At 54.4% G+C, this 25,935-nt stretch carries 24 protein-coding genes; 8 read left to right on the forward strand and 16 right to left on the reverse strand.

Annotated elements, in window-relative coordinates; genetic code table 11:
- The 3 genes from C5Y83_RS17265 to metG all read left to right on the forward strand — a co-directional run bounded on the left by C5Y83_RS17265 (window position 1) and on the right by metG (window position 5,258).
- Window positions 1-1,104 carry an ABC transporter permease gene (locus C5Y83_RS17265; protein WP_105331013.1) on the forward strand — a complete coding sequence of 368 codons (1,104 nt, stop codon included), beginning with the start codon at window positions 1-3 and terminating at the stop codon, window positions 1,102-1,104.
- A 24-nt stretch (window positions 1,105-1,128) separates the two neighbouring features.
- Window positions 1,129-3,003: an ABC transporter ATP-binding protein gene (locus tag C5Y83_RS17270; RefSeq protein ID WP_105331014.1), complete on the forward strand. Its 1,875-nt coding sequence runs from the start codon at window positions 1,129-1,131 to the stop codon at window positions 3,001-3,003.
- Window positions 3,004-3,197: 194 nt separating this feature from the next.
- Complete coding sequence (gene metG, locus C5Y83_RS17275; RefSeq protein WP_105331015.1) at window positions 3,198-5,258, forward strand: methionine--tRNA ligase; 2,061 nt, start codon at window positions 3,198-3,200, stop codon at window positions 5,256-5,258.
- A gap of 154 nt (window positions 5,259-5,412) precedes the next feature.
- Here the strand turns inward: metG and C5Y83_RS17280 are convergent, their stop codons facing one another.
- Genes C5Y83_RS17280 through rlmN form a run of 3 tightly spaced genes read right to left on the reverse strand, consistent with a single transcriptional unit; the run spans window position 5,413 to window position 7,751 of the window.
- A complete protein-coding gene (locus C5Y83_RS17280; RefSeq protein WP_105331016.1) occupies window positions 5,413-5,943 on the reverse strand; it encodes a hypothetical protein in 531 nt (176 codons plus the stop codon).
- 33 nt (window positions 5,944-5,976) lie between these two features.
- Window positions 5,977-6,642: a hypothetical protein gene (locus C5Y83_RS17285; protein ID WP_105331017.1), complete on the reverse strand. Its 666-nt coding sequence runs from the start codon at window positions 6,640-6,642 to the stop codon at window positions 5,977-5,979.
- Window positions 6,643-6,674: 32 nt separating this feature from the next.
- Window positions 6,675-7,751, reverse strand: coding sequence for a 23S rRNA (adenine(2503)-C(2))-methyltransferase RlmN (gene rlmN, locus C5Y83_RS17290; protein ID WP_105331018.1), 1,077 nt, complete (start codon window positions 7,749-7,751; stop codon window positions 6,675-6,677).
- 181 nt (window positions 7,752-7,932) lie between these two features.
- Here rlmN and C5Y83_RS17295 point away from each other — a divergent pair, with 181 nt between their 5' ends.
- Window positions 7,933-8,286: a DMT family protein gene (locus tag C5Y83_RS17295; RefSeq protein WP_105331019.1), complete on the forward strand. Its 354-nt coding sequence runs from the start codon at window positions 7,933-7,935 to the stop codon at window positions 8,284-8,286.
- A gap of 114 nt (window positions 8,287-8,400) precedes the next feature.
- Window positions 8,401-9,171 (forward strand): hypothetical protein, encoded by a 771-nt coding sequence (locus C5Y83_RS17300; protein ID WP_105331020.1) that lies wholly within the window; start codon window positions 8,401-8,403, stop codon window positions 9,169-9,171.
- Between the two features lie 21 nt (window positions 9,172-9,192).
- Here C5Y83_RS17300 and C5Y83_RS17305 read toward each other — a convergent pair whose 3' ends face one another.
- The 3 genes from C5Y83_RS17305 to C5Y83_RS17315 form a co-directional block, all read right to left on the reverse strand.
- Window positions 9,193-10,098, reverse strand: a complete 906-nt coding sequence (locus C5Y83_RS17305; RefSeq protein ID WP_105331021.1) for a sugar phosphate isomerase/epimerase family protein — start codon at window positions 10,096-10,098, stop codon at window positions 9,193-9,195.
- A gap of 11 nt (window positions 10,099-10,109) precedes the next feature.
- The gene (locus tag C5Y83_RS17310) at window positions 10,110-11,222 is read right to left on the reverse strand and encodes an SMP-30/gluconolactonase/LRE family protein (protein WP_105331022.1); all 1,113 of its coding nucleotides are present in this window, start codon (window positions 11,220-11,222) and stop codon (window positions 10,110-10,112) included.
- Window positions 11,223-11,309: 87 nt separating this feature from the next.
- Window positions 11,310-12,305, reverse strand: coding sequence for an NADPH:quinone reductase (locus C5Y83_RS17315; RefSeq protein ID WP_105331023.1), 996 nt, complete (start codon window positions 12,303-12,305; stop codon window positions 11,310-11,312).
- Window positions 12,306-12,523: 218 nt separating this feature from the next.
- Here C5Y83_RS17315 and C5Y83_RS17320 point away from each other — a divergent pair, with 218 nt between their 5' ends.
- Window positions 12,524-13,297 carry an SDR family NAD(P)-dependent oxidoreductase gene (locus C5Y83_RS17320; RefSeq protein ID WP_105331024.1) on the forward strand — a complete coding sequence of 258 codons (774 nt, stop codon included), beginning with the start codon at window positions 12,524-12,526 and terminating at the stop codon, window positions 13,295-13,297.
- 78 nt (window positions 13,298-13,375) lie between these two features.
- On the opposite strand, the gene C5Y83_RS17325 is transcribed toward C5Y83_RS17320, so the two are convergent.
- Genes C5Y83_RS17325 through C5Y83_RS17335 form a run of 3 tightly spaced genes read right to left on the reverse strand, consistent with a single transcriptional unit; the run spans window position 13,376 to window position 15,300 of the window.
- Window positions 13,376-14,305, reverse strand: a complete 930-nt coding sequence (locus C5Y83_RS17325) for a DUF3618 domain-containing protein (RefSeq protein ID WP_105331025.1) — start codon at window positions 14,303-14,305, stop codon at window positions 13,376-13,378.
- Complete coding sequence (locus C5Y83_RS17330) at window positions 14,281-14,727, reverse strand: phage holin family protein (protein ID WP_105331026.1); 447 nt, start codon at window positions 14,725-14,727, stop codon at window positions 14,281-14,283. The genes C5Y83_RS17325 and C5Y83_RS17330 overlap by 25 nt, the downstream gene beginning before the upstream one ends.
- Before the next feature lie 51 nt (window positions 14,728-14,778).
- Complete coding sequence (locus C5Y83_RS17335) at window positions 14,779-15,300, reverse strand: hypothetical protein (RefSeq protein WP_105331027.1); 522 nt, start codon at window positions 15,298-15,300, stop codon at window positions 14,779-14,781.
- A 467-nt stretch (window positions 15,301-15,767) separates the two neighbouring features.
- On the opposite strand from C5Y83_RS17335, the gene C5Y83_RS17345 reads away from it, so the two are divergent.
- Complete coding sequence (locus C5Y83_RS17345) at window positions 15,768-17,192, forward strand: DUF1254 domain-containing protein (RefSeq protein ID WP_105331029.1); 1,425 nt, start codon at window positions 15,768-15,770, stop codon at window positions 17,190-17,192.
- Between the two features lie 101 nt (window positions 17,193-17,293).
- Here the strand turns inward: C5Y83_RS17345 and C5Y83_RS17350 are convergent, their stop codons facing one another.
- From C5Y83_RS17350 to C5Y83_RS17380, 7 genes are all read right to left on the reverse strand, one after another.
- On the reverse strand, window positions 17,294-18,280 hold the full coding sequence (locus tag C5Y83_RS17350; RefSeq protein ID WP_105331889.1) for a glycosyltransferase family 2 protein: 987 nt from the start codon (window positions 18,278-18,280) through the stop codon (window positions 17,294-17,296).
- A gap of 169 nt (window positions 18,281-18,449) precedes the next feature.
- The gene (locus C5Y83_RS17355; RefSeq protein WP_105331030.1) at window positions 18,450-19,142 is read right to left on the reverse strand and encodes a hypothetical protein; all 693 of its coding nucleotides are present in this window, start codon (window positions 19,140-19,142) and stop codon (window positions 18,450-18,452) included.
- A gap of 146 nt (window positions 19,143-19,288) precedes the next feature.
- Entirely contained in the window at window positions 19,289-20,005 is a 717-nt protein-coding gene (locus C5Y83_RS17360; RefSeq protein ID WP_105331031.1) for a hypothetical protein, read from the reverse strand.
- Between the two features lie 645 nt (window positions 20,006-20,650).
- Window positions 20,651-21,358: a hypothetical protein gene (locus tag C5Y83_RS17365; protein ID WP_105331032.1), complete on the reverse strand. Its 708-nt coding sequence runs from the start codon at window positions 21,356-21,358 to the stop codon at window positions 20,651-20,653.
- A 238-nt stretch (window positions 21,359-21,596) separates the two neighbouring features.
- Complete coding sequence (locus C5Y83_RS17370; protein ID WP_105331033.1) at window positions 21,597-22,442, reverse strand: hypothetical protein; 846 nt, start codon at window positions 22,440-22,442, stop codon at window positions 21,597-21,599.
- Between the two features lie 282 nt (window positions 22,443-22,724).
- Entirely contained in the window at window positions 22,725-23,078 is a 354-nt protein-coding gene (locus C5Y83_RS17375) for a hypothetical protein (protein WP_105331034.1), read from the reverse strand.
- A 64-nt stretch (window positions 23,079-23,142) separates the two neighbouring features.
- Window positions 23,143-24,024 (reverse strand): SHOCT domain-containing protein, encoded by an 882-nt coding sequence (locus C5Y83_RS17380; protein WP_105331035.1) that lies wholly within the window; start codon window positions 24,022-24,024, stop codon window positions 23,143-23,145.
- Window positions 24,025-24,730: 706 nt separating this feature from the next.
- Between C5Y83_RS17380 and C5Y83_RS17385 the strand changes: the two genes are divergently transcribed.
- A complete protein-coding gene (locus C5Y83_RS17385) occupies window positions 24,731-25,789 on the forward strand; it encodes an Lpg1974 family pore-forming outer membrane protein (RefSeq protein ID WP_105331036.1) in 1,059 nt (352 codons plus the stop codon).
- Window positions 25,790-25,935: the final 146 nt, after the last annotated feature.

Here is a 25,935-nt window from a genome sequence, read left to right on the forward strand (position 1 = left end):
ATGAGTGCCGATCAAGAGCCAGTCACCCAATTGAGCAAGCCCACGAAGTCGCTCGGATTTTGGGCCACAAGTTGGCGTTATTTTCGCCGGCGATTTCTCGCTATGGCGGCGTTGTATTTCGTGATCTTTCTCGCCCTTGTCGCGATCTTTTCGCCGGCAATTGTCGGAACAAAACCGATTGTCTGTTACTACAAGGGCAACATCTATTTCCCGGCGATGGGCTATTTCTATCAGCCTTGGGAAAACGCGATCTTCACGACCGGTGATCACTTCGACAACAAGTACGAACCTAACCTCAAAAAGAACGATCCCAACAGCTGGGCCATCTGGCCATTAGTCCGCCAAGACCCGATCGAACCGGTTGGCGATGACTGGTTCGAAGGACAGCCGAAAAACCCTTCCAATGCCGAAGGGCACCCGAGTTGGCAAAACCTGTTCGGCACCAGCAGTGTCGGCGTCGACGTCTTTGCTCAGTTAGTCCATGGAACACGTGTCGCGTTATTGGTCGGTTTCGTCTCCATGGGACTCGCCTCGGTGATCGGCATTATCATCGGAGCCTGTTCAGGTTACTTCGGTGGCTGGATCGATTTCGTGCTGTCTCGTTTCATCGAGATCGTACTGTGCGTTCCCACTTTAATCTTGGTGATCGCGTTGTTAGCCGTCGTCGAGAATCCCAGCATTTGGCAAGTGGTGCTCGTGATTGGTTTGACCGGCTGGACGAGTATCGCTCGCTTGACCCGAGCCGAGTTCCTCAAGATCCGCCAGATCGAATACGTGGCAGCCGCCAAGGCCATGGGTGCCGGGCCCGTTCGAATCATGTTCGTGCATATCTTGCGGAACGCTTTGGCTCCGATTCTCGTGCCGATCACGTTCGGTATCGCGGCGGCGATTTTCACCGAAAGTGCCCTCAGCTTTCTCGGCATTGGGGCAGATACGGAAACACCGACGTGGGGCCGAGTGCTTCACGAAGGGCAAGATCACATTCGTTCGATGTGGTGGCTCAATTTCTTCCCCGGCTTGGCCATTTTCAGCACCGTGCTGGCCTACAACTTAATCGGGGAAGGCATCCAAGAAGCAACCGACCCACGAACCCGCGACGCCTAACACAACCAGCTTGACCCGCGAACTATGACTAAAATCCTGCTCAAAGTCGACGACCTCCGCACCTTCTTTCATGGCGAAGAGGTCGTCAAAGCGGTCGATGGGATCTCCTTCAAACTGGAAGAAGGGGAGACGCTCGGTATCGTCGGCGAATCAGGTTCCGGCAAGTCGGTCACCTCGCTTTCGATCATGCAGCTGCTGGCTCGCAGTGCGAAGATCGAATCTGGCACCATCTCGTTCCTTGGGACTGACCTGGTTCGCTTGCCTGATCCGGCCATGCGAAAGATTCGCGGCAAAGATATCAGCATGATCTTTCAAGAGCCGATGACCTCGCTGAATCCGGTTTTCACCGTCGGGTCACAGGTCATGGAAGCGATCATCCTGCATCAACGCGTGAGCAAAGCTGAGGCCCGCGAGCAAACCATACAGCTATTCGACGAAGTCGGTATCCCGGAACCGCATAAGCGTGTCCATTACTATCCTCATCAAATGTCCGGCGGACAGAAGCAGCGTGTGATGATCGCGATGGCGCTGAGCTGCAATCCGAAGCTGCTGATCGCCGACGAACCGACCACCGCCCTCGACGTCACCATTCAAGCTCAGATTCTCGACATCCTGCGCCGGCTACGCGATAGCCGGGGCATGTCGATTCTCTTCATCACGCATGACTTGGGCGTGATCGCGGAAATCGCCGACCATGTACTGGTCATGTATCGCGGCAAGGTGGTCGAGCACGGCGAGATTCACCAGATCTTCGAGGCCCCTCAGCATCCGTATACCAAGGGTCTTCTCGCATGCCGACCTCGTCTCGATACCAAGGTCCGTCGCTTGCCCACCGTAAGCGACTTCATGGATTCGACGGTTACCGAATCCGGGATCGAGATTACCGAAAAGAAGATGTCGCCGGAGAAATACGAAGAGCTGCTTCAAGCGGGGCGTGGCCGTCTCCTCCATCCCAAGCCGATCCTCGAAGAGATTGGGCATCCTTGGAAGGAGGGAGAATACAGCGCCGATACGAAATGCGTTGCCGACGACGAAAAGCCACTGCTCAGCGTTCGCGATTTGAAGGTTCACTTCCCAATCCGTAAGGGGATCTTCTCACGAGTACACGGGCATGTGAAAGCGGTCGACGGAATCGACTTTGATGTCTTCCGCGGACAAACATTGGGACTCGTCGGGGAATCTGGCTGTGGCAAAACAACCACCGGGCGAGCAATCCTGCGATTGATCGAACCGACCGATGGAGTTGTCGAATTTGAAGGGAAGAACGTCCGCTCGTTGCAGGGTGCCTCCCTAAGAGAGATGCGGAAGAAACTACAGATCATCTTCCAAGATCCTTACGGCAGCTTGAATCCTCGCATGACCATCGAAGCGGCCATCTGTGAACCGATGGTCATTCAAGGCATCGGAGGCACTCGTAAAGAGCAAGGCCAGCGGGCCGCCGAACTGATGAAAGAGGTCGGCATGAATCCCGATCACTTGCGGCGTTATCCGCATGAATTCTCCGGCGGTCAGCGACAACGTATCTGTATCGCCCGCGCTTTGGCCGTTGAGCCTGACTTCCTGGTCTGTGACGAATCAGTCTCGGCCCTCGATGTATCCGTACAGGCTCAAGTCCTCAATCTTCTGAAAGAGCTACAGGAACGTCGCGGGCTGACCTATATCTTCATCAGCCACGATCTATCTGTGGTCAAGTTCATGGCCGACATGATGGCTGTGATGAATGCCGGCAAGATCGTCGAGTTCGGCCCGGCCGAGGACATCTACGCCAATCCGTCCCAGGAATATACCCGTAAGCTGATCAACGCCACCCCGAAGGACAGCCTGGAGCATATTCAGATGCGGCAAGAAGAACGAAAACAAGCCCGAGCCGAGCGTCTCAGCACCATCGCTTCGGCCTAGGTAGCTGGCCGTGTTCAAAACGGCGAATGTCCGATTTTCCTGGCGAAATCGCATTTTTTGAACCTTTTTCGCCGGCGGGTTGTCTTCCCCCTACCGTTTCAACCGCACTCCGCGCATCGAGCGGGGTGGGGTACAATGCTCCATTCTTGAAGATTGAACCCCAGCGATAGGACCTCGACCGAGAGGAAGTCCCCATGGCACGACGCATTTTGGTCACCTCTGCCCTGCCGTACGCGAATGGGCCGATCCATATCGGGCATCTGGTGGAATATATCCAGACCGATATCTGGGTCCGCTTCCAGAAGCTGCAAGGCAACGATTGCCGTTATTTCTGCGCCGACGACACGCACGGCACGGCAATCATGATCAGCGCCCAGAAGAACGGTGTGACCGAAGAGCAGTTCATCGCCAAGATGAGCGAAGAGCACCAGCAAGACTTCGCCGGTTTCGGCATCGAGTTCGACAACTACGGCTCGACCCACAGCGATGAAAATCGCGTCCTCTGTGGCGAGTTCTGGCAATCACTGCGCGAAGCCGACTTGGTTGTCGAAAAGGATGTCTCTCAGCTGTACGATCCAGAAGCGAAAACCTTCCTCGCTGATCGTTTCGTACGTGGAACCTGTCCCAAATGCGGCGCCGAGAACCAGCCTGGCGATAACTGTTCGAAGTGTGGTGCTGCTTATACCCCAGCCGACTTGGTCAACCCCAAGAGCACGCTCTCCGGTGCGACTCCGGAACTGAAGACTTGGAAGCACTTGTTCGTGCAGCTTGAGAAGTTGCACCCATTCCTGGAAGAATGGTCGCAAAGCGGGAAACACCTGCAAGATGAAGTTGCGAACTACTTGAAAGGTCACTTCCTCGGGGAAGAGCTTCGCGACTGGGATGTTTCGCGCCCAGGTCCCTACTTTGGCTTCGAGATCCCCGACAGTCCAGGCGACTACTGGTATGTCTGGTTCGACGCGCCGATCGGGTACATCGCCTCGACACAGCAGTGGTGTGACAAAAACGGCGAAGACCTGGCTAAGTGGTGGAAGAACCCGGAAACCGAAATCCACCATTTCATCGGCAAAGATATTACCTACTTCCATACGCTGTTCTGGCCCGGCATGCTCAAGACAGCCGGTTACAATCTGCCGACTAAGGTCCATATCCACGGCTTCCTGACAGTGGATGGCAAGAAGATGTCCAAGAGCGATGGGACGTTCATCAAGGCAGCGACCTACCTGAAGCATCTGGATCCTGCCTACGTCCGTTATTACTACGCCACCAAGCTCGGTCCGCGCCTGGATGATCTCGATTTGAACGTGAAGGAATTCGTCGACAAGGTCGATGCCGATCTTCGCGGCAAAGTGGTCAACCTCGCCTCGCGGGCCGCCAAATTCGTCGAAAAGACAGGGCTATCCGAGACCTATCCGGACGACGGTGGCTTGTTCGAGCGTGGTACGAAAGCAGGCGCTGAAATCGCCAAGGCGTACGAGGATTGTGACCTGAATAAGGCCATGAGATTAATCCTGGAGCTGGCCGACGCTGCGAATCCTTACATTGAGGCGAATAAGCCGTGGGAGCTTCGCAAAGATCCTGCCAACGCCCAGAAGCTGCAAGATGTCTGCACGGTCGGGATCAATTTGTTCCGGCAGATCATTGTGTACCTGACGCCGGTGCTGCCCAAGTTGGCCGCCGACACCGGTGCACTGCTGAACGATCCAATTACCAGTTGGGAGCAATCCCAGACTCCGTTGACTGGCACCGCCGTCAATAAATTCCAACACCTGATCCAACGGGTCGAACCCGATAAGGTCCAAGCCATGATTGATGACAGCAAGGAAGAAGCTGCCGCCGAATCCCCCGCGACCGAAAGCCAAGCCGACACGACGGCGGCCAAGTTCGAGGACAGCGGTCAGCCGCTGATCGACGAACCGATGACCGAAGAGTGCACGATCGACGACTTCGTGAAAGTCGACCTGCGTGTTGCTCGGGTCCTTTCGGCGGAAGAGGTCCCCGATGCTCGGAAGCTGCTGAAGCTGACGCTGGGACTGGGTGGCGACGCGCGAAAGCAAGTCTTCGCCGGGATCAAAGCGGCCTACAAGCCGGAAGAACTGGTCGGACGACTGGTGATCATGGTCGCCAACCTCAAGCCACGCCAAATGAAGTTTGGCCTCAGCGAAGGCATGGTTTGCGCCAGTGGCCCGGGCGGTGAAGAAGTCTTCCTGCTCAGCCCCGACGATGGTGCCAAGCCCGGCCAGCGGATTCACTAGGCGAATCTAGTCATCCGAAAGAAGAGTCATAACCACGGATCACACTGATATCACCGAATAGATGTTCGCCTCGCCGATGGCGAGGCGAACATTTTTCTAATCGTTGCCCATCCGTGTCATCCGTGGTTACTCTTATCTAGGCCGATCACGCTTCTTACGTCCCACGCAGCCCCAGTACCATTTCTACGGCGTAAGAATCTAAGCCCAGTTTGGCGGCGATTTCTTCTTGAGTGCTTCCAGCATCGGCCATCTCGTAGACTTCGATTTTCTTTGCTTCGTCGCACAACAGTTCCGACACGGCGGCGAAGTTCGGGGCGCCCTGGTCCGTCAATTCTTGGCTTTCACGGATGACCGGTTCGATGGCGGCTTTCTCTTCCGCGCTGAGAGGCGCGGCTTTCACCTTCAACAAGGTACGATGCAGAATCAGCAGCTTGGTATCAACAATGGCCTGAAGCTCGCGGGTTCGCTCGAGCATTTCGACCTGCCACTGATTAAGCTCTTGCGGACCATCCGACATGGTCCATTCTTTGGGCTGCGGCCGGGGATTCCGCGCGAGGTAGTCATCTTTACCCCGCTCTCTCTTGGCGCGTAGCTGTCCTTTCCAGTTCCGGCGCATCAGCAACCAGATGAGAAGGATCAAACCTCCAAAGAACATCAAATATGGTGCGTATCCATCTTCGCCCATGACCGGCTTCCTTGCTGGCGGCGTCTGCCACGGTTACTGGTCGAGCACGAGGTACTTGTCCAATAAGGCCTCGACCCCGATGCAATACTGCGAGCTGCTTTCGTTCTCTTCGTAAACTGGATCCATCGCCACGGCAGAAACCGAGTCACGCAAACCAAGTAAGATCTTGCGGACATGTTCCATGTTGTGCAGCGTGACAACTTCACCTTCTTTGTCTTGCGTCTCGGCGTACTTCTTGGCTTTCTCTTCGTCGGTAAATAGGTTCAAGAGTGTCATCGACTCACCCTCTTCGCCGTTGCCGACCGTGCTGGAATAGCCGTCGGCCTGATTCACCACGTATACCGGATAGTTCCACGGCGAGTTATCGACGATCAAGTAATCTTCCAGCAGCGTCTTGATCTTGGCAATCCACTTGGCGTTGATGTCGAACTCGACTGGCTCTGGATCGTATGCCACTTTGGTAACCGGCAGCTTCAAACTCTTCAAAAACCAGCGAAACTCACGATCGTTATTCAACTGTCGTGGCTCGCCGATGATGCCGAACTGCTGCATAAAACCGAGCGCGATCGCTTCCGTGGAATGTGTCGTCAGAATATGCTGCGGCTGATCGTCCGTGTCTTGCGGATCGACGATCGACGTGTATCCCCCGCCATGAGCAATCAGATACAGCGGATATTCCCATTGAATCGGGGCAGACATGTCCAAGCTTCCTCCCTTTTTCCTATCCCTGGTTACTTCGTGGCGGTTTGCGTGGCCCGCAATTGCTTCGCGATCTCACGATTCTCACGTTGAATCAGTTGCCCGCACGCGGCGGCGATGTCCGCACCCAATGAATACCGAATCGTCACCGGGAAGCCAGCGGCTTTCAACGTATTGCCGAATCGCTCGCGTGTCGCCTGACTGCTGCCGGTCAGATGATCCGCGCCATCGATCGAATTGTACGGGATTAAGTTGATATGTGCGGGGATGTTTTCCAGGAAAGCGATCAGTTTTTCCGCATCGGAGTCTCGATCGGTTCGCCCGTCAAGCATCAGGTACTCGATCATGATTCTTCTCTTTTCCGACAGCTTGAGCTTCAGCAGCGTCTCTCGCAGCCGGGCAAGCGGGACACTTTTGGCCAGCGGGATTAGTTCCTGGCGGCCAGATTCGTCGGCACTGTGTAAGCTGAGAGCCAAGTTCACCTGGGGAAACTGCTCATCGAGCCGTAGCATCTCGTCTGGAATGCCGACCGTCGAGACAAGTAGTCGTTGCAGCGAGTAATCCAATAACAGCGGCGATGAAAGTACCGCGATCGCTTCGTTCAGGTTTGCCGGATTGTGAAGTGGTTCCCCCATGCCCATGAACACAATGTTTCGGACGCGGCGGTCTTCTTTCCGCAACAGCTCATTCGCTTGGACAACCTGATCGAGGATCTGGGCCGTGGTCAGGTTCCGGGCAATTCCCATCTGGCCTGTCGCGCAAAAACGGCAAGCGGCCGCACAGCCAACTTGCGAAGAAATGCACAGCGATGTCCGCCCTGTACCGGCCCGCAAGATCACCGACTCGATCATTAACCCTTCGTCGGTACGAAATAGCAGCTTGCTGGCCCCGTCCAGCTGCGAGTCATGCCGTTCGGCCAGGACTAAGGGATGCGGCTTGATCTCGGCCTTGATGGTCGAAGCGACGTCAGGCGAAACTTCTGCCAGCGCCTCTTCGAACGACCAGCCCTGCTTCAGCCACCGCGTGCGAAACTTGCGGAGCGAATGAACGGTTTGCGAATCGTTGCCGAATCGCGCATTCCAGGCGTTAACGTCGTACCAGTGCAGCATAAAAGAAGTTCTCGAGTGCTCGCTCCAAGTATAACAGCCGTGTGCCGAATCGTACGATGCTACTTGACAACCTTGCCGCAACTTTTGACACGTAGCCACCTGACGGGATCGCCCAAACCGAGTTCGATCGCAATAATTCCCTCCTATCGGATCGACTTATCCCCCTTCAGGTGCCCAATCTATGTCCACTATTTTGACCACTTCGGTCTTGCTGGCGATGTCGAATATCTTCATGACGTTTGCTTGGTACGCCCACTTGAAGGACCTCGATAAGCGGCCCTGGATCTTGGCGGTCCTGATAAGCTGGGGAATTGCCTTCTTCGAATACCTCATTCAGGTCCCAGCCAACCGGATCGGGTTTTCCGAAATGAGCCTCGGACAACTCAAGATCTTGCAGGAAGCGATCACCCTGACCGTGTTCGTCCCATTTGCAATCTTTTACATGAAACAACCACTAAAGCTCGACTTCCTGTGGGCGGCGCTGTGCATCTGCGGTGCGGTTTACTTCATCTTCCGTGGGAACCCGGCCAGTTAGTTAGGTGTCCTTTAAAAGCGTTGATTGTGGGCGCTACAGTATCGAGAACGTGTCCACACTGCAAGTAAATGTTTCCCCTTTCCTGATAGACAATTCGTCTCGGCAACGAATCCGATGGATGAACTCTCAAACCTCGCAGAAAGGTTCTCTGCCTCGCCAGACGCGATTTGGAACAAACTGCGACCGGCGATCGATAACAAGATGCTGCGAGACATCGCGATGGCCGACTACGGAAACGGTGCCGATCAGGCATACGATCTGCTTCGCGTCATCCGTGATCGGGGAGAATTGCCGCAGCCGCTGCCATCGCAATTGGACGAAGTCCTCCATCTAACTCGTTGGTGCGATCCTGACCGGCCAGAAAAGTCTCCGTTTGCCCCCGGCCCAACTGGCCAGAATGGGCACCTGACGCGGTTATTTGCCTGCGCGATCTTACTGCGCGCCGCCGATACCCCAGCCTGCCTGTATCGTCACGACAGTTACGATTCCACAATTGCCCAGGCCCTTCAAAGCAGCAAAGCACTCGGCCACGACTTCGACCTGGCTCTGGGACAATATCTTGCGTGGCGTCTCTCGCAGGACGAACCGCTGGGCGAACTGTCTTATTCTCTGTTAGGCCTACTAATTGTGCTCCTTCGCACTCAGCCACGGCAGGAGATTGAGCCGCTTGTCGAGCATCTGGCGGAGATATTGAAGCGACACGAGGAACTCGTACAGGCAATAAACGGTCCCCTTCATTCCACCGAGCCGTGTCCCAGCGAATTCAGCATTCAGCAAGGTTTCTGGAAACCACTCGCGAAAGAATTGAATGGATACGCAGAGAAGATCAACTCGCCTGAACTACGCGAACGCTTGCAGTTCATCGCGCTGACCCTGGAGGAGTGATGTCGATCAGTAACACGTCGCTTAACTCAGTTTTTCTTTCAGATAAGCGATATCGCGTTTCATGGCGGCCAGGTTCTTGGCGACCATTTCGTCACCCTTCAACCCGTGCAAGTATTCGACATGCAGCGAGATCGGACCGTTGTAGTCGCTTTCCTTGAGGAGTTTATAAAACTGGTCAGGCAGTTCGCCTTGGGTAATCGAGCACCAAGCCGGCTTGCCGCCGTTGCCGGTAAAATCTTTGATATAAACCGAGCCTAAGTGCGATTGAACCAGATTCCATTGAATCGGCCACGATGTATTTCCTTCGACTCGGGCATGGCCGATATCGAAGGCCATTGCGATATGCTGAGGATCGTACTGACGCACCAAGTGATAGATATCCCAGATCGGTGCCCCGACGTACTGACTGCCGGAATGATTTTGGTAGACCGCCTGGATGCCGATCTCCTCGTTCATCGCGACCAGGTCCTTCAGCATCGCACCTGCTTCGCGCAACTGGCGCGTGACCGGCTTCTTCAAGTCGTACTTGTAGTAGTTCATCCGGTAACGCGGAATCCCCAAATCTTTGGCCACCTTCAGTGTCTCTTCCGCATTGGGCGAATCAACGCTGTTGATACTGGAGGTAAGAATATCGATCGTCAGCCCCCGCTTCTTCAGCGCTGCGACGAACTTCGGCAACTCGTCCGCGACGTTCTCCGGCTCGATGTGTCCTTTGATGCGAATAGGGGCTTCGATCCCATCGAAACCGAGTTCCGCCACCGCATCGGCCATCTGGTCGTAGCTAAGGGGCTGTAGGAACTTGGTGAATGTGATTAGCTTCCAGCGAATGGGCGTGGGTTGGGCCGCCGGTAAAGCACTTCCCAGCGAAAGCGCCGCGGCGGTACCCAGGGTCGAAGTAAGCAGCTGACGTCGATTGAGGCTAGACATGATCGGGTTCCTTAGTTTGCCGACGGGATCACTTTGCGAACCCGATGATTGTTTGTGTCGCCAATGTAGAGGGCGTTGTCTGGCCCAATGCCAATTCCATGCGGCCGATCCATCTTCGCTTCCGTCGCCGGGCCTTTGTCACCGCCGTAGCCTCGTCCTTGCGGACCAACCCCTGCGACGGTGCGAATTTTGTCGTTGACAGGATCAATCTCGCGAATCACTTGGTTTTCTGTATCGACGATATAAATGTTGCCGTTAGGCGCTTTGGAAATTCCTTTGGGACCGTTCATCGTGGCCTCTTTTGCACTGCCACCGTCGCCGCTGAAGCCCGTCTTGCCGGTACCGGCGATGTGATGAATACGACGTCCCTTTTTGTCCAAACGCCAGACACTGTTTCCTTCTCGCAGCGCAATCCACAGCGAGTCGCCGTCGTAGAATAATGCTCGCGGGCCGAGGATAGGTTTACCCTCGGTCGTTTCCCCGTCGGTGGGCAGTTTCTTTTCGCCGTTGCCAGCGATTGATTTGATCATGCCGGTAGTCAGATCGATGATCCGAATTCGATGATTCTGAATGTCAGCCACGAACAAGTAACGATCGTCATCGGTCAACGCGATACTATGCGGTCGGTTAAACTGGGCTTCGATCGCGGGGCCTTTGTCGCCACCGTACCCTGGCTTACCAGTTCCCGCCACGGTCGAGATCGTCCCCGTCTTGGCATCGACCTTGCGGATAAGATGATTTTGCATTTCGACGAAGTACATGTCGCCGTTGGTGGCGAATCGGACTTCATAGGGCTCGTTCAACTGCGCTTCGGTCGCCGGGCCGCCGTCGCCGGAATAACCTTTCGTTCCGTTGCCAGCCACGGTGGTGACCTGCTTGGTATCGAGATCGACTCGCAGCACACGATGGTTCTCGACTTCGGTCACATACATCGCCCCATCCGGGCCAATCAGCACGCCAAATGGCTGACCAATGTTGACCTGATCGACCGGTCCACTGTTCTCTGAAAGCTCTTTCTGGCCTGTCCCAGCGACGGTGATGATGTCACCAAACTCGTCCGCAACAAGGCAAGACACAGGAAGCAATAGAAGCACAAAGGGAACCAAGGCAAGTCGACGTAGCATGAGATCGATTTCGGCAGGATTGGGGAATAAAAAAGGCGGGCACCCAAGAGGATGTCCGCCGCATTATAAACTGCCGAAATTTGCAAATCACGGCTTGATCACAATTTTCCCGGCCAGCGTCCCTGCTTGACGCAATGTGTTGTCTTCCTGCAATTGATGGGCGGCGGCCGCTTCTGACAGAGGGAACTCTTTGCCGATTTGCGCCTTCAGCTTTCCTTCCGATAACCACTGGCTGATCTCTTTCCCGCACACTTCCATTTCTTCGGGCGTGGCCTTAAACATCACGAACCCGTGCAGGCTACATTCCTTGACATAGAACGGACCAACCGGGAAGGGTGGTCGTGCGTCACGTCCGGCCATCAACACCATGCGACATCGCTCGGCCGCAATGCTGACCAGGAAATCAAAGTCTGGCTCGCGGATTGTTTCCCAAATGACATTCACGCCGCTCGGACAAATCTTCAATACTTCTTCCGCGACGTTTTGCGTCTTGTAGTTGAAGATGTGATCCGCACCGAGTTCTTTACATAGCTCGGCCTTCTCGTCACTACCGGCAGTCGTTAAAACGGTTGCCCCCATTGCCTTGGCCATCTGCACGACCATCGAACCAACCCCGCCCGAGCCACCATGGACAAAGATGGTTTCGCCCTGCTTAAGTCGAGCGTTATCAGCCCCAAGCCCAATGTGGGCGGTCACGCCCGTCAAAGCACATGCGGCTGCAGCTTCGTCGCTTACGTTGTCAGGGGTCGCGTACAGCCAATGCTCGTCGACAACGGCATATTCCGCGAACGTCCCTTGCCGACCGACCAAACCTTGGTTCGTTCCCCAGACGCGCTGTCCAACCATGAACTTTTGGGTTCCCGGCCCGACGGCTTCGATCGTTCCCGCCAAGTCACTACCGGTAATAAAGGGCTTGGGAAGCTCCCAGTAGTTCGCTCCGTTGCGAATGTACGTATCGATTGGGTTCAACGCCGCTGCCCCGACCTTGACCAGTACTTGACCGTTACCCGGCTCTGGGGTCGGCAGGTCGCCATATTGAATGACTTCCGGTGGTCCAGTCTCTTCGATATAAGCGGCTTTCATGGGATTTCTTTTCCTCGCAAGGGTGTCGGGGCTCACTATCCCTCATCTTACCGTGCAGGCACTTCGTTACAAACCGGGTGACCGCCACCTAAATTCATGAACAATTCTCACCTTATTCATGCACACTTATGGGTGAATCTCACCAGAGTTTCCCCATGCTTGCAAGTTTCTCTAGAATAGAACTTTGCAAGTTCATCGCCACCAAGGACCGAGCCCCCATGAAGAACACCGCACTTATTACCGGCGCCTCAAGCGGTATCGGACGCCAGCTGGCCTGGGTTCATGCGGAAACTAAGGGCGACCTTATCCTGGTTGCCCGCCGCGAAGATGCCCTGAACCAGTTGAGGGACGAACTGGTCGCTCGACATGGCATCGAAGTGCTGTGTATCCCAATGGACCTGAACGAATTTGGGGCCCCCGAGCGACTGTTCGATCAGATCACTTCCCAAGGTATTGAAGTCGAGTTCCTAATTAACAACGCTGGGTTCGGCTTGCATGGCTTGTATCATGAACAAGAATGGGCGACCGACGAAGCGATGATTCATTTGAATGTTACCGTCTTATGCGAGCTAACGCATCGTTTTCTGCCGGGCATGATCCAGCGGAAACGAGGACGCATCTTAAACGTCGGCTCGACGGCCGGCTTTCAGCCAGGTCCATTGATGGCCGTATATTATGCGTCGAAAGCATACGTCCTCAGTTTTTCTCAGGCCATTGCCGAAGAGGTGGAACGCTTTGGTGTCACAGTCACTGTGCTTTGCCCCGGACCGGTCGATACTGAGTTCTTCGATCGCGCGAACGCAAAACAGGTGTCGATGTTCAAAGCAGGGGCAACTGCGCGAGACGTGGCGGAACTCGGTTACCGCGCGATGCTTAAAGGCCGCTTAGTGGTGATCAACGAGTGGCGTCTCTGGTTCATTCAGAATTGGATCAATCCTTGGGTCCCACGACGTACGATGCTGAAGATCTCGCGGTGGCTGCTTGAGACCTAATTGCCAAGAAAGAGAAGAAGGGCATGCCGGTGCGTGAGGAATCCGACATGCCCTTACCTCGTGGAGAGAGTCCGCAGATTAGCTCTTTGGTTTGTTCTCTTTCCAATCTTCCTTCGCCGACTCGGTTGCCGCCTCGGCGGTTTCGGTCAGCTTGTCTTTAACCTCTTCAGGGCCGAGCCCTTCTTCGTCCAGCGTTTCGCTGGCCGCGTCGGCTGCCGCCGCTGCCGCGTGCATACCACGATCACGAACTTCCTGAGCGACCTCTTTTCCTTGCTCCATCAGGTCGTCGCGGGTCTCACCCATCCATTCGTCTTCCGCTTCCGTCTCCGGGATCAGCACGCCGCAAAGCAGGCCTAGTCCCAGCGCGATACCACCGACTGCCAGTGGGGCTTTCCGCATGCCAAGCTCGTAACCTTCTTCCAGCTGATGAATGCCGCGTCGCGTCTGACGCCGGGCATACTTGCCGGCCTTCTTCATCGAGCGAGCAGCATCGTGAGCGGTCTCTTGGACATACTCACTCGCCTCGTGCATACCATGCTTGGCAGACGAACCCGCCGACTTCATCGCTTCTGCCGAACGCTCTGCCAAACCAGGCTCGTCGTTCAAGTCATCAAGGAAGCTATCGTGGTAGTTATGCCGGTGCGAAGCCGGACGGTCGCTCTCCATGAACAACCAAGCCGCGCCCAGTGCGATCATCGCCGTAGGAATTGGGTTTTCCTTGGCTTTCTCGAGCAAGTTCTCACCCATGTTTTCGAGTGAATGCCCTGCCTTGCCAGCCACGTGGGCTGTTTTGTCCGCCGCTTTCGAGCTACCGCCGATAAAGCTGCGGACCGTTTTGGAAAGGATAGCGGCAGGATCAAGGCGATCGATCAGAGCATCAATGGTGGCATCCATCTCAGCTCGCGTGTGGTCGACCTGACGCTTGATTTGCTCGGACGAGTGATGTCCGTTGCCATTGCCGTTACCGTTGGTGTAGCGACCGCCTACGTAATCTTGTCGTTGACCCATTGCTTATTCTCCTTCATCGTTTGTGCGGTTTTTTCAGGGACGATCGTATCGTCCGCCATCGATTCCTTGACCGTGTAAGCGACGATCGCGCCGCCGATCATCACGACCAGCCCGACCAAGACCGGGCCAATCCAAAATGCCTGGGCGCCGACGCCGGCTGCGGCCAACATCAAGCTGATTCCTTCTGCGATACCGATCAGCAACACGATCAAGCCAGCGGTCGAAACCAACGTGCTTTGCGTGAAGATGTAGGCCTTGCGACCGAAGCGACTCGCCTTTTCGGTCATCTCGGTGCGAGCCAGTTCAACCTCTTGGTGGAACAATTCAATCGATTCGTCACGAATCTCTTTGATCAACGAGCCTAAGCTGCGTTCTTGATCGACTTCGTGCTCTTCCGCGTACGTTGTTTGTGGGGGATTCATCGTTACCTTTCCTTATCTTGGGAACGTTCACAGGGATAACGCGACCGGCCTTTACGGACGGTCTGGATCCATGTCGCGCGAGAGCGAATCGGGATAACGTGTTTCTGGTTCTGGCGACGAAGCCTTAAGGAATCTCGCCGCGGCTAGACCGGCCAAGAACATTCCACCCAGGAAGATCTCGGGGTGCTTTCGGGCGAAGCTATTGGCGTCGTGATACAGATCACCCAGCTTTCGTTCACGAAGGTAACGCGACGTATTCTCCAACTGTTCGGCACACATGTTGGCATAGCCAGCCACGGCTTCTTCACCGTCCGATTCCAACGAATCGGCTGCGGAACGAATCGCCGAGCCAAATACGCCAAGCTCTTCCGCGGCGACACCTTTCCGCTCTTCCGCGAACTGTCGACCACGCTCAAGCGTGCGATCGCGTGCTTCGCGTGCCTGCTCTTTCACTTCCGCGCGAACCTCTTGGGCCGCTTCTTTGGCTTCCTGAGCGGTCGCCGACGAAGGTCGCTCGTTCTGCGGGTTAGCACGAGACTTCTTCTTCATTTGCGAGGGGGATGGATTGGTCATGGGGGGAACTCCGTTTATGTCAGATGCGACTTGGTTACGAAAAGAACAAAGTCAATGCATCTCTCATGACGCAAATGAAGCGCCAACAATGATGAAGTCGACTTACAAGTTCCTTGCGTCGAACGAACGTCGGAGTACCAAATGTGGTGTCAGAAAATGACTAATGCGAATTCGCCCACCTGCGAAAGAAAATGACAACAGGCGTTCTGCTGGAAGCCACTTGCGTGCTAGCCCGCTGATCGATAGACGTCCAAGCCGAAAGCTCAAGGCGCGAAACAGCTGCTCGATCGACGGCCGCATGACCGTACAACGCTCTCTCGGCGTCCCAGGAGACTTCGTTGAAAGAATGTTCGATGAACCTGGCAGAATTCATTCGCCAGAGGTCAACGGGTGAAACCATAATAGGGGCAGGCAGGGAGTGCCATCTCGACCGTTCGTCTACTCATCATTTATCGGGGGATAATGCGATGAAAAGGTTCCGTCTCACGGCTCTGGTGTGGGCCCTTGGCTTGATCGTTCCTCTTTCCAGTGTAATGGCGCAAGATGCATCGCCCGACGATGCAGCGATTGCCGAAGAAGCGTTCGTGTACGGCTTTCCCATGGTGATGAACTACGGCGTGATGTACGAGTACTTCATCGATACCAGCTCGGATCAGTACAAGTGTCCATTCAACGAGGTCTATAATACCGCTCGCGTTTATACACCCGCCGATACCTCAGTCGTCACGCCGAATAGCGATACACCTTACTCGTTCTTTTGTGCCGACCTGCGGGCCGAGCCCGTTGTGTTTGCCGTACCAGAAATCGAGAAAGATCGCTATTTCTCGGTTCAACTGGTCGACTTCTACACATTCAACTTTGGCTACGTCGGCAGTCGCGCCACCGGTAATGGAGGCGGCAAATACATGATCGCCGGACCGAACTGGAAAGGCGTGAAGCCGGATGGCATCGACCAGGTCTTCTACTGCGAAACCGATTTTGCTACCGCGATTATCCGCACCCAGTTGTTCAACCCTGCCGATCTCGAGAACGTGAAGCAGGTTCAAAAAGGATATCAGCTGATTCCCCTATCGACGTATCTGGGCGAAAAAGCACCAGAGCCTGCTCCTCCCATCAAGTGGCCGAAGATCAACAAAGAGCTGGCCGCCAAAGATCCCTTTGGCTATCTCGCGTTCCTGCTGACCGTTTGTCCGCCGGTGGGCCCCGCCGAGATTGAAATCCCGATGCGAGCCCGCTTCGCCAAAATCGGCATCGAAGCGGGGAAGTCGTTCCCTTGTTGCGAACTGACCACCGCCCAGGAAGCGGCCCACAAGCAAGGTGTCGAAAAAGGACTCGCCGCAATCAAGCAGAAAACCAGCCACATCGGTACGACGGTCAACGGCTGGAGTATCCTCGACATCACTAACGATCGCGAAGCCTACCATGGCGATTGGATGGCACGAGCCGCCATCGCCATGGCCGGGATCTATGCGAACGATTCGGTCGAAGCGGTCTACCCGATCACTCGTAGCGATGTCGATGGCAGCCCCCTCGACGGTAGTCAGAACAAGTACACCATCACCTTCCCCGCTGGCCAGTTTCCACCGGTGAAAGCGTTTTGGTCCGTCACCATGTACGACGGCAAGACGCAGCTACTAATCAACAACCCAATCGACCGCTACCTGATCAATTCACCGATGCTGTCTGATTTAAAAAAGAACACCGACGGTTCGCTGACCATCTACATTCAAAAGGACTCGCCCGGAAAAGAGAAAGAATCGAACTGGCTGCCAGCACCCGACGGGCCGATCTACCTGGCGATGCGTTTGTATTGGCCAAAGACCGATCCACCGTCGATCCTGCCACTCGGAAAAGGAACCTGGAAACCGCCAGGCATCGTCAAAGCAGACTAATTTCGTACCGCGCTTTCTCCTATTCCTGAGGGAGTAAAAAAAGCCATGCCGACTCTTATGCCGGCATGGCTTTTATTTTGATCTGGTGGAAATGCAATAGGTTAGGCTGCTTGTTTTCGCCACTTGATCGATTGCGGCGAATCTTCTTCAAAGTTGGTCAGGCTGCGGACGGCGTACGAATCGTTACCGTTCGAGGCGTAATAGATTCGGGCGTTCACTTCGCCCAGCAGCCCCATGCCGAACATCTGCGAGCCAAGGATCGTGCTCAGCACGGCCAACAGCAGCAGTGGGTTCCCAGTCATGTCGACACTGCCGATCAGCTTCATGCCTACCGTCGTCAGCACACTTAAGCCGGCGATTCCTAAACAGGCAAAGCCCATCCGGCCGAACAGCTTCATCGGGCTGGTGAAGAACTGCTGCATGTAGGCGACCGTCAACAGGTCGAGCACAACTCGCGTAGTACGACCGATGCCATACTTGGTTTGGCCGAAGCGGCGAGCATGATGCCGCGTGACCACTTCCACGCACTTCGCTCCGCGCTGATGCGCCAAAATGGGAATGAAGCGGTGCATTTCGCCGTACAGTTCCAGTTCAACAGCAATCTCGCGGCGAATCGCCTTCAACGTGCAACCCAAGTCGTGAATGGGGAACTTGGTCACCTTCGAGATAATCCAGTTGGCAATCTTCGACGGCAGCTTCCGATTGACCCACGCATCTTGCCGATTCTTCCGCCAGCCGTGTACCAGATCGTACCCTTCGTCGATCTTGCCCAGCATCATCGGAATGTCGTCTGGCTCGTTCTGCATATCGCCGTCCAGCGTAATCACCACTTCCTTGGAAGCGTGCTGAATCCCGGCATGCATGGCCGCCGTTTGCCCGTAGTTGCGGCGAAACTCGATTACCTTCGCTTTGGGATCGGTCGCGGCAATCTCTTTCAGCTTGCTGGAGGAACCATCGGTCGAGCCATCGTCGACAAACAAGATCTCATAATCGCGCCCCATCCCTGCTAGCACCTGGTGCAAGCTGCTGTAGAGCAAAGGAATGGTCTCGATTTCGTTGTAAATGGGGACAACAACGGAAACACTCATGATGGCGACAACCCGCATGGAACATTTGAAATTCAGGCTCAAGTTGGATCGTCCATAATCCGACAAGCCTGGCGCGGGATGTTAGCAACTGTGGGCCGAGTACCACAATGTTGATTTCACAGAAGAGCATCCCTGCGAAGATAGGATACGTGGGGAAGTGGAACTGAGTTCACTCGGCTCGCTGTCTTATTAGCTCTTTCTGCGTGGGAGGTCCCCAAGGAGTCCACCAGGGGCTGGCATCGATCAACCACCTTCCGTCAACGTTCTTGAAATGGAGTTTTCCCCAGCCGTCTCGATGGTACCGGTCATGAAAGTCGTTCACCTGAGCGATTGCCCAATCATCGTCGACGCGTAAGTCGCTCATCGTGCTTTCCTGATCGATCAGGCTGTTGTCTTCCCATAATAGCAGTGCGTCGGAAATCTTTGGGATAAACTCGTCCAGGTTATCAATATCCCCTGGCCACACTCTCCCCCGATCAGGAAGTTGGTACTCGTCGAAAACAGCCGATACTTCGAGTGCCTGTTCTTTCTCCCAACCGGAAAGAGGTCGTCGGCGATCGGGATCGATCTGAATATACTCGTCGTCATGTTTCGCGCGGAAGTTCAAGTGCGAACCATCCCTTAGAAGCGTTTCGATCATGTCGTAGCGTGCCTCGTTGGTAAGGCATCCGTAAAACTTCGGCCAGTCGCGCTCGGCCGATGCGGCTTGCAGTGTCTCGAATGTTGACTCCGGAGTATCTCCCGTCGGCAACTCGACCTGCATCGTCTTCCAGCCCTGCGAACAGCCGCTACCGAATATCGTTAGCCAGGCCAGTCCTAGCATCAGTACATTGGGATGAAAGACCATTAATGCAGGTCGCATGGTTGTCACTCGTTCTGAAATGCCCCAATTTTCCGTACCAAGCGTTATGAAGAATCCTTCCCCAATATGGCTCCGGATCCTTCACAACTATGGGCCACGTTTTGGGGGAGATTTCATGAAGTTCATCCTGATCGGAAATTGGAGCTTTAGAACCACAAACGTGGAGCGACATACGAAAGGGCTCTCCGAGCAAAATCCGAATACCCCTCCGCTCCGACATAAAATTTCTGGTTGCTCCCTCCAGCAACGGCATCGAAACTGGGAACGACACGGAGCTTCCCCACGAAATCCAAATCGTCAAAATGAGATTGTAGAACTCGGAAAAGCTCTCTTTCACTTGCCGATGTGCGCATTGACTCGCGCGCCGTAAACACGAACTTCTCCAAACTACTTCTGCTGGCGGCAAATGTCCGAGTATCCGCATATTTTCGGCCAGGCTTGACATCGATATAGAATTTTGCGCCACTCGGAATTGTTCGCCATAATCGACTGTAGTTCGAAAGAATGTATCTACCGGTGACTTTCCACAATACTTCATCCGGAGGCAGGTCTCTTAATATACGTGATTCCTCAAACGCGGTTTCCATAAGCAAGTATTCCCCATATCCACGTCCATAACTTGCAGGATAATCGAGGCCGTAATAGGAGACGATCTCGACTTGTTTATTCGGATACTCTTGAGCAATCGCTCTTAGATCACTTATGTCCGAATTCGAGTTCTCGACAAACACGATCCGGTCCACGAGTTCCGTCTCAACCTCGAGATAAAATCGCAGGGCTTTAGTGTAGTCCTGCCTTCGAACAACTGGGTCGGTTCGCTTCAATCCTGTTAGCCCTGCCTGTGGCGTGATCGTCGCCGTCATCAACAATGCGAAGGGACCTGGTTCTACTGGCCCCCGCACCCAGCGGAGAGGACATCGACTTATCTCGCGGGCCAATCGGACTAGATTCATGATTCGGCATTTACATTAAGTAGAATACGATTTGGAATATGAGGTCAAAATAGAATAATCACGCTTGTCTCGACTGTCTACAAATTCTCGTCAATCAAGCCTCGCTGCCCTATTAACCGCTGCGTCATGAATCTTGTACGAGTCGGCTCGACAGGTGTCTTTCTCCAATAAACGTCGATCCAGCGATTGCTGGAAGATTTCGCCTAAGAAACCTGCTTCCATTTCAGCACGATCGGCCTCAAGCCAGCTGCATAACCTGCCTCTTGAATGAACTCATCCAGCAATGGCTCGATCAACATCTATTGGAACACCACTTCAGTCATGCAGGATCAAAATGAAGTTGGGTTAGCACTGGTTTCTGAACAACATAAGAGGATCGAAAACACAGAAGAGGCAAGGAGGTCTCCGAGTTTCAACTGACGGCCATTGAGTCGGCTCAATAACTGCTGGTGTCGCGATGACAAATTTTTTGCACGCCGATCTCCAGACGAACACGCTAAACATCTTGTTGAAGTCGGCCAAAGTGACGTCTCATCACTAGAGCATCTTTCCTATCTACCTCGGTTTGATCTGCACCGAGTCGACCGGGTGAAAACGATCGCGCTGCACTTCCGCTTTAAGCTGCTTGACCAACTTCGTCATTCCCTCAGGAACGTAGATAACGCAGTAATGGGTCATCGTTTGCCGCTCGATGTCTTCCAAACCGTCCAAGAAACTCCACAGGTTTTTCTCCGCCTCTGCCTGTTCGCTGCCGCGGGCATCGCGCAGGGCCTGAATCCGCAGCAAAAGATCAATTGCCTTGATGCATGCTTTCGCCTGAAACTGACCACGCATCTCACGCAGGCGTTCGGGGGCGATGGTCGATTCTCCGAATCCGAAAATCGACAGTCGAATGCCCCCCTCATCACGAGCGTGCCTTAAGGTTTGTATTAATCTGTGATCCTTTTCGACATCGCCGTTGATTCCGAGAGAGAGCTTCGCCTCAACAATTGTCGGAAAGTTTCTAGGTGTTTCTAAGTTCAGAAACAAATTGTACTTGGCCCTGATGGCAAGTTGACTCCCTTTGCTGACCTGTTGCCAATAGTACTCGTTATCCTCCATCAGTCCTGGAAACGAACGATGAAAATAGAAATCGACCTGTTGCATCGACTCCAAATCGAACCGATTGTCACCCGGCCCGCCAAAGCCGTAAGCCCTGGGACTTATTTCACGAAAAAGTAGATTTCCTAGTCCTTGGTCTTGCGTAAAGTATTCCCATCCCACGCATCCGGTTCCTCTTGGCCCCTGCAACGTGAGTTTCTGATCGCTCAAGTTCTTGATCGAGAGTCGCAGGTAAATCGGTTCGACAAACGAGCGATGTGCCCGATATTATTCCAACTGGCATTCAATCGGCTGTGCCCACGCCATTGCCGTCAGCAGGAGAGAGAAGGCAATGGCGACTATCGTTTTGTGAATGAATCTGGTCATGGCAAGTTCTCAGCATTGCTACTCATTCGGTTCGTCAACGTACCGGAGGGTCAATCAAGATGGTCTCGGACATTCCATTGATCCCTAAGCCGTGCCGCAGTGCTTCGCTTTCGATTCTCGGCTGTCGGTCATACCAGTGTTCAAGCGATTGCTCAGCAACGTTTCGAGTCGATTCCGGTGAATGGGTCACCGCATGCTTCAGCAACAAGAATTCAACAAGCTCATCGACGTCTTCTTCCATGAACTTCCCCTTGAACTGGGTTAGGTTCTCCTCCGAGATCTTATGACCTGGGGCTCCCAAGAAACCAAGACCGATCCCTTCCTGGTCATTCGTGCCAGTCAGTTTCTCGAGCAATTCGAAGTCACGCGGTATCAAGTTGCTAACGACCAATTCTGTTTCAGCAACAAATTGAATTCGCGGCTGCTGGTTTAGGTCCAGTGAACTGCGCGGGGTATAAATCGCGTTGACCTGCAAGGCACCAACCCCGGCCATGGCTTCCCAAAACTCGGGGGCGTTGGTGCGATAATCTCGTAGCGAACGCACCAGGAAATACCTCGCCGTTTGCCCTGGCTTCAAGGTGATCGGCTGCTTATCCGAACGCAAACCAAAACCGGCCCCGCGATCGACATACTTCAGCACGGACAGCCCTTGCTCTTTCGTCCAATACTCCAAACGGAAATTTCGAAAATTCAAGGTCGGCGGCAAGACCGAAACCTCTTGCTCTGATGGATTGCTTATCTCGAATTGAAAGTAGACATGCGTCGCCAGATCGATCTTTCGCGATGCCGGCGTCAACTCTACATGAAGGTCTTGGGCAGCCAGCGGTTTGCCTAAGCAAAATGCTGACGAGATAAAGAAGGTTAGCAACAATCGATTCATGAGTTTCACCACGGTTAATGTCCTAATGAATCTGATTCGACATCAGTAATACAGCGGCGTTGCCATATCCGTTCCTCGGCCAATATCGATTATGTGAAACCAATCAGAAACAGAAAAGCAATCAAGAACAAACGATTTCGTGGGGCGAAATGCATCGAAGAGACCTCTCGATCGTACGAGGAGTAGCAAACCAGCGGGCTACCAGATTCTAGAGCATCGCAAGAGGCTTTTCACGCGTTTCACAATTGAAAGGCGGCCAGCCGGCGCATCGATCGATCTCCCTCACTCCATCAATCGAGGTCGATACGCCTGGGCAACAAACGACAGCACCTCATCTCGTTCCGCCTCGCTCACCTCAGGCGAAAAGTGCAGTTCGTGCCCGTTGATGGTAAATAGCTGGTCAAGTGGTTCGAGCGAGATGACCAGCGTTTGGAGATTGGCGGCCCAGGCCGTACCTCGGGGCAATTTTAGTGAGTGGCCCGGGCTGGTTTTGTGTCGAGCCTGCAGCCAGTTCAGCAGTTTGACAATTGCAACGCGCAGGGCATCGTGACCGAGTTGGTTGGCGCATGGAGTCAGCAGCGGCCCAGCGTTACGGACCTGAAGAAACTGAGTCATTTCCGCGATCGCGCGATTCATCTTCGATGCTTACCCGCATTCGCTTCGCAGCCGTTCCGCGATACCGCCAGGAACCCGATGTGACCTACAGCCGGGCCAACAATTCCGACTTCTTGGCACTGAACTCATCGTCGGTCAAGATTCCCTTGTCGCGCAGCTCGCCGAGGCGGGCGATCGCGTCGAAGATATTGGTCTCGTTGACCGAGTTGCCGCTGGAAGCATTGCTGGGTGACGAGGAAGCCGGTGCCGTGAACGAAGGGGCAGGGGGTGGTGTCGGTTCCACCGTTTGACCATTCCGCGAGACAACCGGCAACGAGCTTAAGCTGACCGTGCCGTATTGGCTGGTGAAGATAATCGAGCTGCCCATCCCTTGCTGCTGCGAGAAGCCGCCGATCTGATGATCGAGCGTATCGTACACCCAGACATCGCCGCCAGAATCGACGGCCAACCGCCGTGCGCCAGAGAAATAAGCATAACGCAAATTGTTCTGCGAACCGGTCGAACTAGGCTGCCCCAATTCGGCGGGCCACCAGTGGGCGCGCGGGTCGGGGACAAACAAACTCGACTGCCCCATCATCCCGCCGTTGGCCTGGCTTTGGTTGCCACCGCCACTTTGCTGCTGGTAGCTGCCGCCCCCTTGCTGCTGCTGACCGCCACCACTTTGGCTTTGCGATTGAAAGCTACCCGATTGCAACAAACCTGGCTGATTGGCCAGAAGGTTGGAGATGTCGTTGCAAAGGGCATCGACACGCCCTTTCAGGTTGTAGTTGAACATATCGCCCAACATCATCATGCCTCCCTGCATCCACTGGCCCGAGCCAGCGAATTCTGGGTGATTGAATTGGGCCATCGAGCCATTCCCGTTCAAAACGGCAAACAGCATGTGCGTAACGGCATCGGTGCTAAAGCCATGTCGCTGGGCAAGATCAGAAGCGATCCGATGCCCTTCCGGCGAAAGTTGTTGCATCGGTCTTCTCCATGGTTGGTCGAATGCAAAATCGTTTCCCCCCAGATTATCACACCGTAACGGTTATGATAACTGGGCGAGCTTATACGGACATGGCAAACAACAGGCCAATATGAAGATCGAATTAACCCCCATCGATGCACTAGCTGATAACGGTTTCTCCCATAGAAACTCGGCCTCCCATGAAAACAGGGACGTGTCACCCTGGTTGTCTTCAGAATCGGTCGCCCCGCTCAACGATCGAGAACATCTCGGCCCGATTCGGTATGCAAAACTCTTGCTCGATCTCTCCGCTGGCAGTGAGCGAGCACGATTCTTCGGAGGTTGTCAAAACTCGTTCCCCAGGCGAATTGCCGCGGCGCGAAACTTTGGACGGAACCCACGACGACCGTGCTAGCAGATGCCGCAATCAGGTGAGCCATATCGAATCACTTTGGCTGGTATGCGGGGGGCCTGTAAGAGGCAGGAATCAGGCCAACCTTGAGAATCGTTCGAGTTTACAAACGTCCGATTGAGGAATGCGAAAATCGGACCAAATTCGCGCTGAAAGTATTAATTCCGGTTTCGTTACTGGCCGATGGAGCTGATTACGTAACGACATCGACTGCTAGTGTTGATTGCTTCCAACAAAGCAACCAGGGGCGGCGCCAGCCACGATGCACCATGCGAACCAAAACTCCACGGAATTGATTTAGGGGAACACGCGATGGATCGCGGAATTTGGAAGGCAATCCTGCCGCTAGCAATCCTTGCTTCGGCAAGCGTTGCCAATGCTGAAGAGGTCAAGCTGACGTCGTACGACGATCTGCTGGTCCGGATGCAAAATCTGGAACATCAAGTGCAAGCCCAAACGGCCACCATGTATCAAGCCGCTCCTTGCGAAGCATGTGCTCCGCAGCCGTGCGGGAAGTATTACGGTTCGTACGAAGCAGTCTTTGTGACACCGTTCCAATCGAACAACACCGCCATCATCGCCCAGAACGATCCTGTGATCGAACACTTGGGCTTCGATTGGGAAATGAAATACAGCAACCGCTTCGAGCTCGGTTACTTGAACTCGCCGGGCGGTTTGGGCTGGCGTGCCCGTTACTGGCAGTTCGATCAAAGCACTTCCTTCGCTGTCGATTCCAACGTTGGCCTGGTACAAGACGAAGGGGCCATCATTTGGTCGTCCACCGACGATGGCGGCACGATCATCGGCCTGGTTGATGTCGACACCGCGGTCATGACCCAGTCGATCGACGCTCAAGTATTCGACCTGGAACTGCAAACGCTGGGCACGAAGAACTTTCTGGTCAGTGGTGGTTTCCGCTTCGCCGAGATCGATCAGTCGTATCTCGCCAACACCGACTCGGGGATCGCAATTGGCGACATGGACTTCCGCGGCTACGGTCCGACGTTGGCCGCTGAATACCAACGGAATATTTGGTGCGGCTGGGATGTGTTCGCCAACGGGCGCGGCTCGGTTTTGTTCGGACAACAAGCATTCCGCGCTTCATCCGATGCCGACCCCCAGATCATGGACGTTCGCAACACCGGTTCGCTGGCCAGCTCGCTGGAAATGCAGATGGGTATCAAGTGGACTTCCCGCAACGAGCACTTCTTCTTCAAGTCGGCTCTGGAAGCCCAATACTGGGCGAACGTGGGCAGTCCGAATCCGTCTGCGGTTTACACCGATGACTCGGACGATGCTTCGGTGGACGATGTCCTGAACGAAGACCTCGGCTTCGTCGGCTTCACCGTCGGTGCCGGTTTCCAGTACTAAGCCCGCGCCTGGCAATCGCCTGAATAACCTGAAACTTACAGACGCCTTCACATCATTAGGTGTGAAGGCGTTTTGCTTATCTATCTTCTCTTGACGCGTCACAACCGGTTCGGCTAGAAGCGGTCACCCCATAATATGGCCTGACC

It is taken from the genome of Blastopirellula marina (genome assembly GCF_002967765.1).
Classification (GTDB): Bacteria; Planctomycetota; Planctomycetia; order Pirellulales; family Pirellulaceae; genus Bremerella; species Bremerella marina_A.

What these genes read in the sequence shown, in the direction of transcription:
- C5Y83_RS17265 (WP_105331013.1), top strand. Translation starts at nt 1, where the DNA reads ATGAGTGCCGATCAAGAGCCAGTCACCCAATTGAGCAAGCCCACGAAG.
- C5Y83_RS17270 (WP_105331014.1), top strand. Translation starts at nt 1,129, where the DNA reads ATGACTAAAATCCTGCTCAAAGTCGACGACCTCCGCACCTTCTTTCAT.
- metG (WP_105331015.1), top strand. Translation starts at nt 3,198, where the DNA reads ATGGCACGACGCATTTTGGTCACCTCTGCCCTGCCGTACGCGAATGGG.
- C5Y83_RS17280 (WP_105331016.1), bottom strand. Translation starts at nt 5,943, where the DNA reads ATGGGCGAAGATGGATACGCACCATATTTGATGTTCTTTGGAGGTTTG.
- C5Y83_RS17285 (WP_105331017.1), bottom strand. Translation starts at nt 6,642, where the DNA reads ATGTCTGCCCCGATTCAATGGGAATATCCGCTGTATCTGATTGCTCAT.
- rlmN (WP_105331018.1), bottom strand. Translation starts at nt 7,751, where the DNA reads ATGCTGCACTGGTACGACGTTAACGCCTGGAATGCGCGATTCGGCAAC.
- C5Y83_RS17295 (WP_105331019.1), top strand. Translation starts at nt 7,933, where the DNA reads ATGTCCACTATTTTGACCACTTCGGTCTTGCTGGCGATGTCGAATATC.
- C5Y83_RS17300 (WP_105331020.1), top strand. Translation starts at nt 8,401, where the DNA reads ATGGATGAACTCTCAAACCTCGCAGAAAGGTTCTCTGCCTCGCCAGAC.
- C5Y83_RS17305 (WP_105331021.1), bottom strand. Translation starts at nt 10,098, where the DNA reads ATGTCTAGCCTCAATCGACGTCAGCTGCTTACTTCGACCCTGGGTACC.
- C5Y83_RS17310 (WP_105331022.1), bottom strand. Translation starts at nt 11,222, where the DNA reads ATGCTACGTCGACTTGCCTTGGTTCCCTTTGTGCTTCTATTGCTTCCT.
- C5Y83_RS17315 (WP_105331023.1), bottom strand. Translation starts at nt 12,305, where the DNA reads ATGAAAGCCGCTTATATCGAAGAGACTGGACCACCGGAAGTCATTCAA.
- C5Y83_RS17320 (WP_105331024.1), top strand. Translation starts at nt 12,524, where the DNA reads ATGAAGAACACCGCACTTATTACCGGCGCCTCAAGCGGTATCGGACGC.
- C5Y83_RS17325 (WP_105331025.1), bottom strand. Translation starts at nt 14,305, where the DNA reads ATGGGTCAACGACAAGATTACGTAGGCGGTCGCTACACCAACGGTAAC.
- C5Y83_RS17330 (WP_105331026.1), bottom strand. Translation starts at nt 14,727, where the DNA reads ATGAATCCCCCACAAACAACGTACGCGGAAGAGCACGAAGTCGATCAA.
- C5Y83_RS17335 (WP_105331027.1), bottom strand. Translation starts at nt 15,300, where the DNA reads ATGACCAATCCATCCCCCTCGCAAATGAAGAAGAAGTCTCGTGCTAAC.
- C5Y83_RS17345 (WP_105331029.1), top strand. Translation starts at nt 15,768, where the DNA reads ATGAAAAGGTTCCGTCTCACGGCTCTGGTGTGGGCCCTTGGCTTGATC.
- C5Y83_RS17350 (WP_105331889.1), bottom strand. Translation starts at nt 18,280, where the DNA reads ATGAGTGTTTCCGTTGTTGTCCCCATTTACAACGAAATCGAGACCATT.
- C5Y83_RS17355 (WP_105331030.1), bottom strand. Translation starts at nt 19,142, where the DNA reads ATGCGACCTGCATTAATGGTCTTTCATCCCAATGTACTGATGCTAGGA.
- C5Y83_RS17360 (WP_105331031.1), bottom strand. Translation starts at nt 20,005, where the DNA reads ATGACGGCGACGATCACGCCACAGGCAGGGCTAACAGGATTGAAGCGA.
- C5Y83_RS17370 (WP_105331033.1), bottom strand. Translation starts at nt 22,442, where the DNA reads ATGAATCGATTGTTGCTAACCTTCTTTATCTCGTCAGCATTTTGCTTA.
- C5Y83_RS17375 (WP_105331034.1), bottom strand. Translation starts at nt 23,078, where the DNA reads ATGAATCGCGCGATCGCGGAAATGACTCAGTTTCTTCAGGTCCGTAAC.
- C5Y83_RS17380 (WP_105331035.1), bottom strand. Translation starts at nt 24,024, where the DNA reads ATGCAACAACTTTCGCCGGAAGGGCATCGGATCGCTTCTGATCTTGCC.
- C5Y83_RS17385 (WP_105331036.1), top strand. Translation starts at nt 24,731, where the DNA reads ATGGATCGCGGAATTTGGAAGGCAATCCTGCCGCTAGCAATCCTTGCT.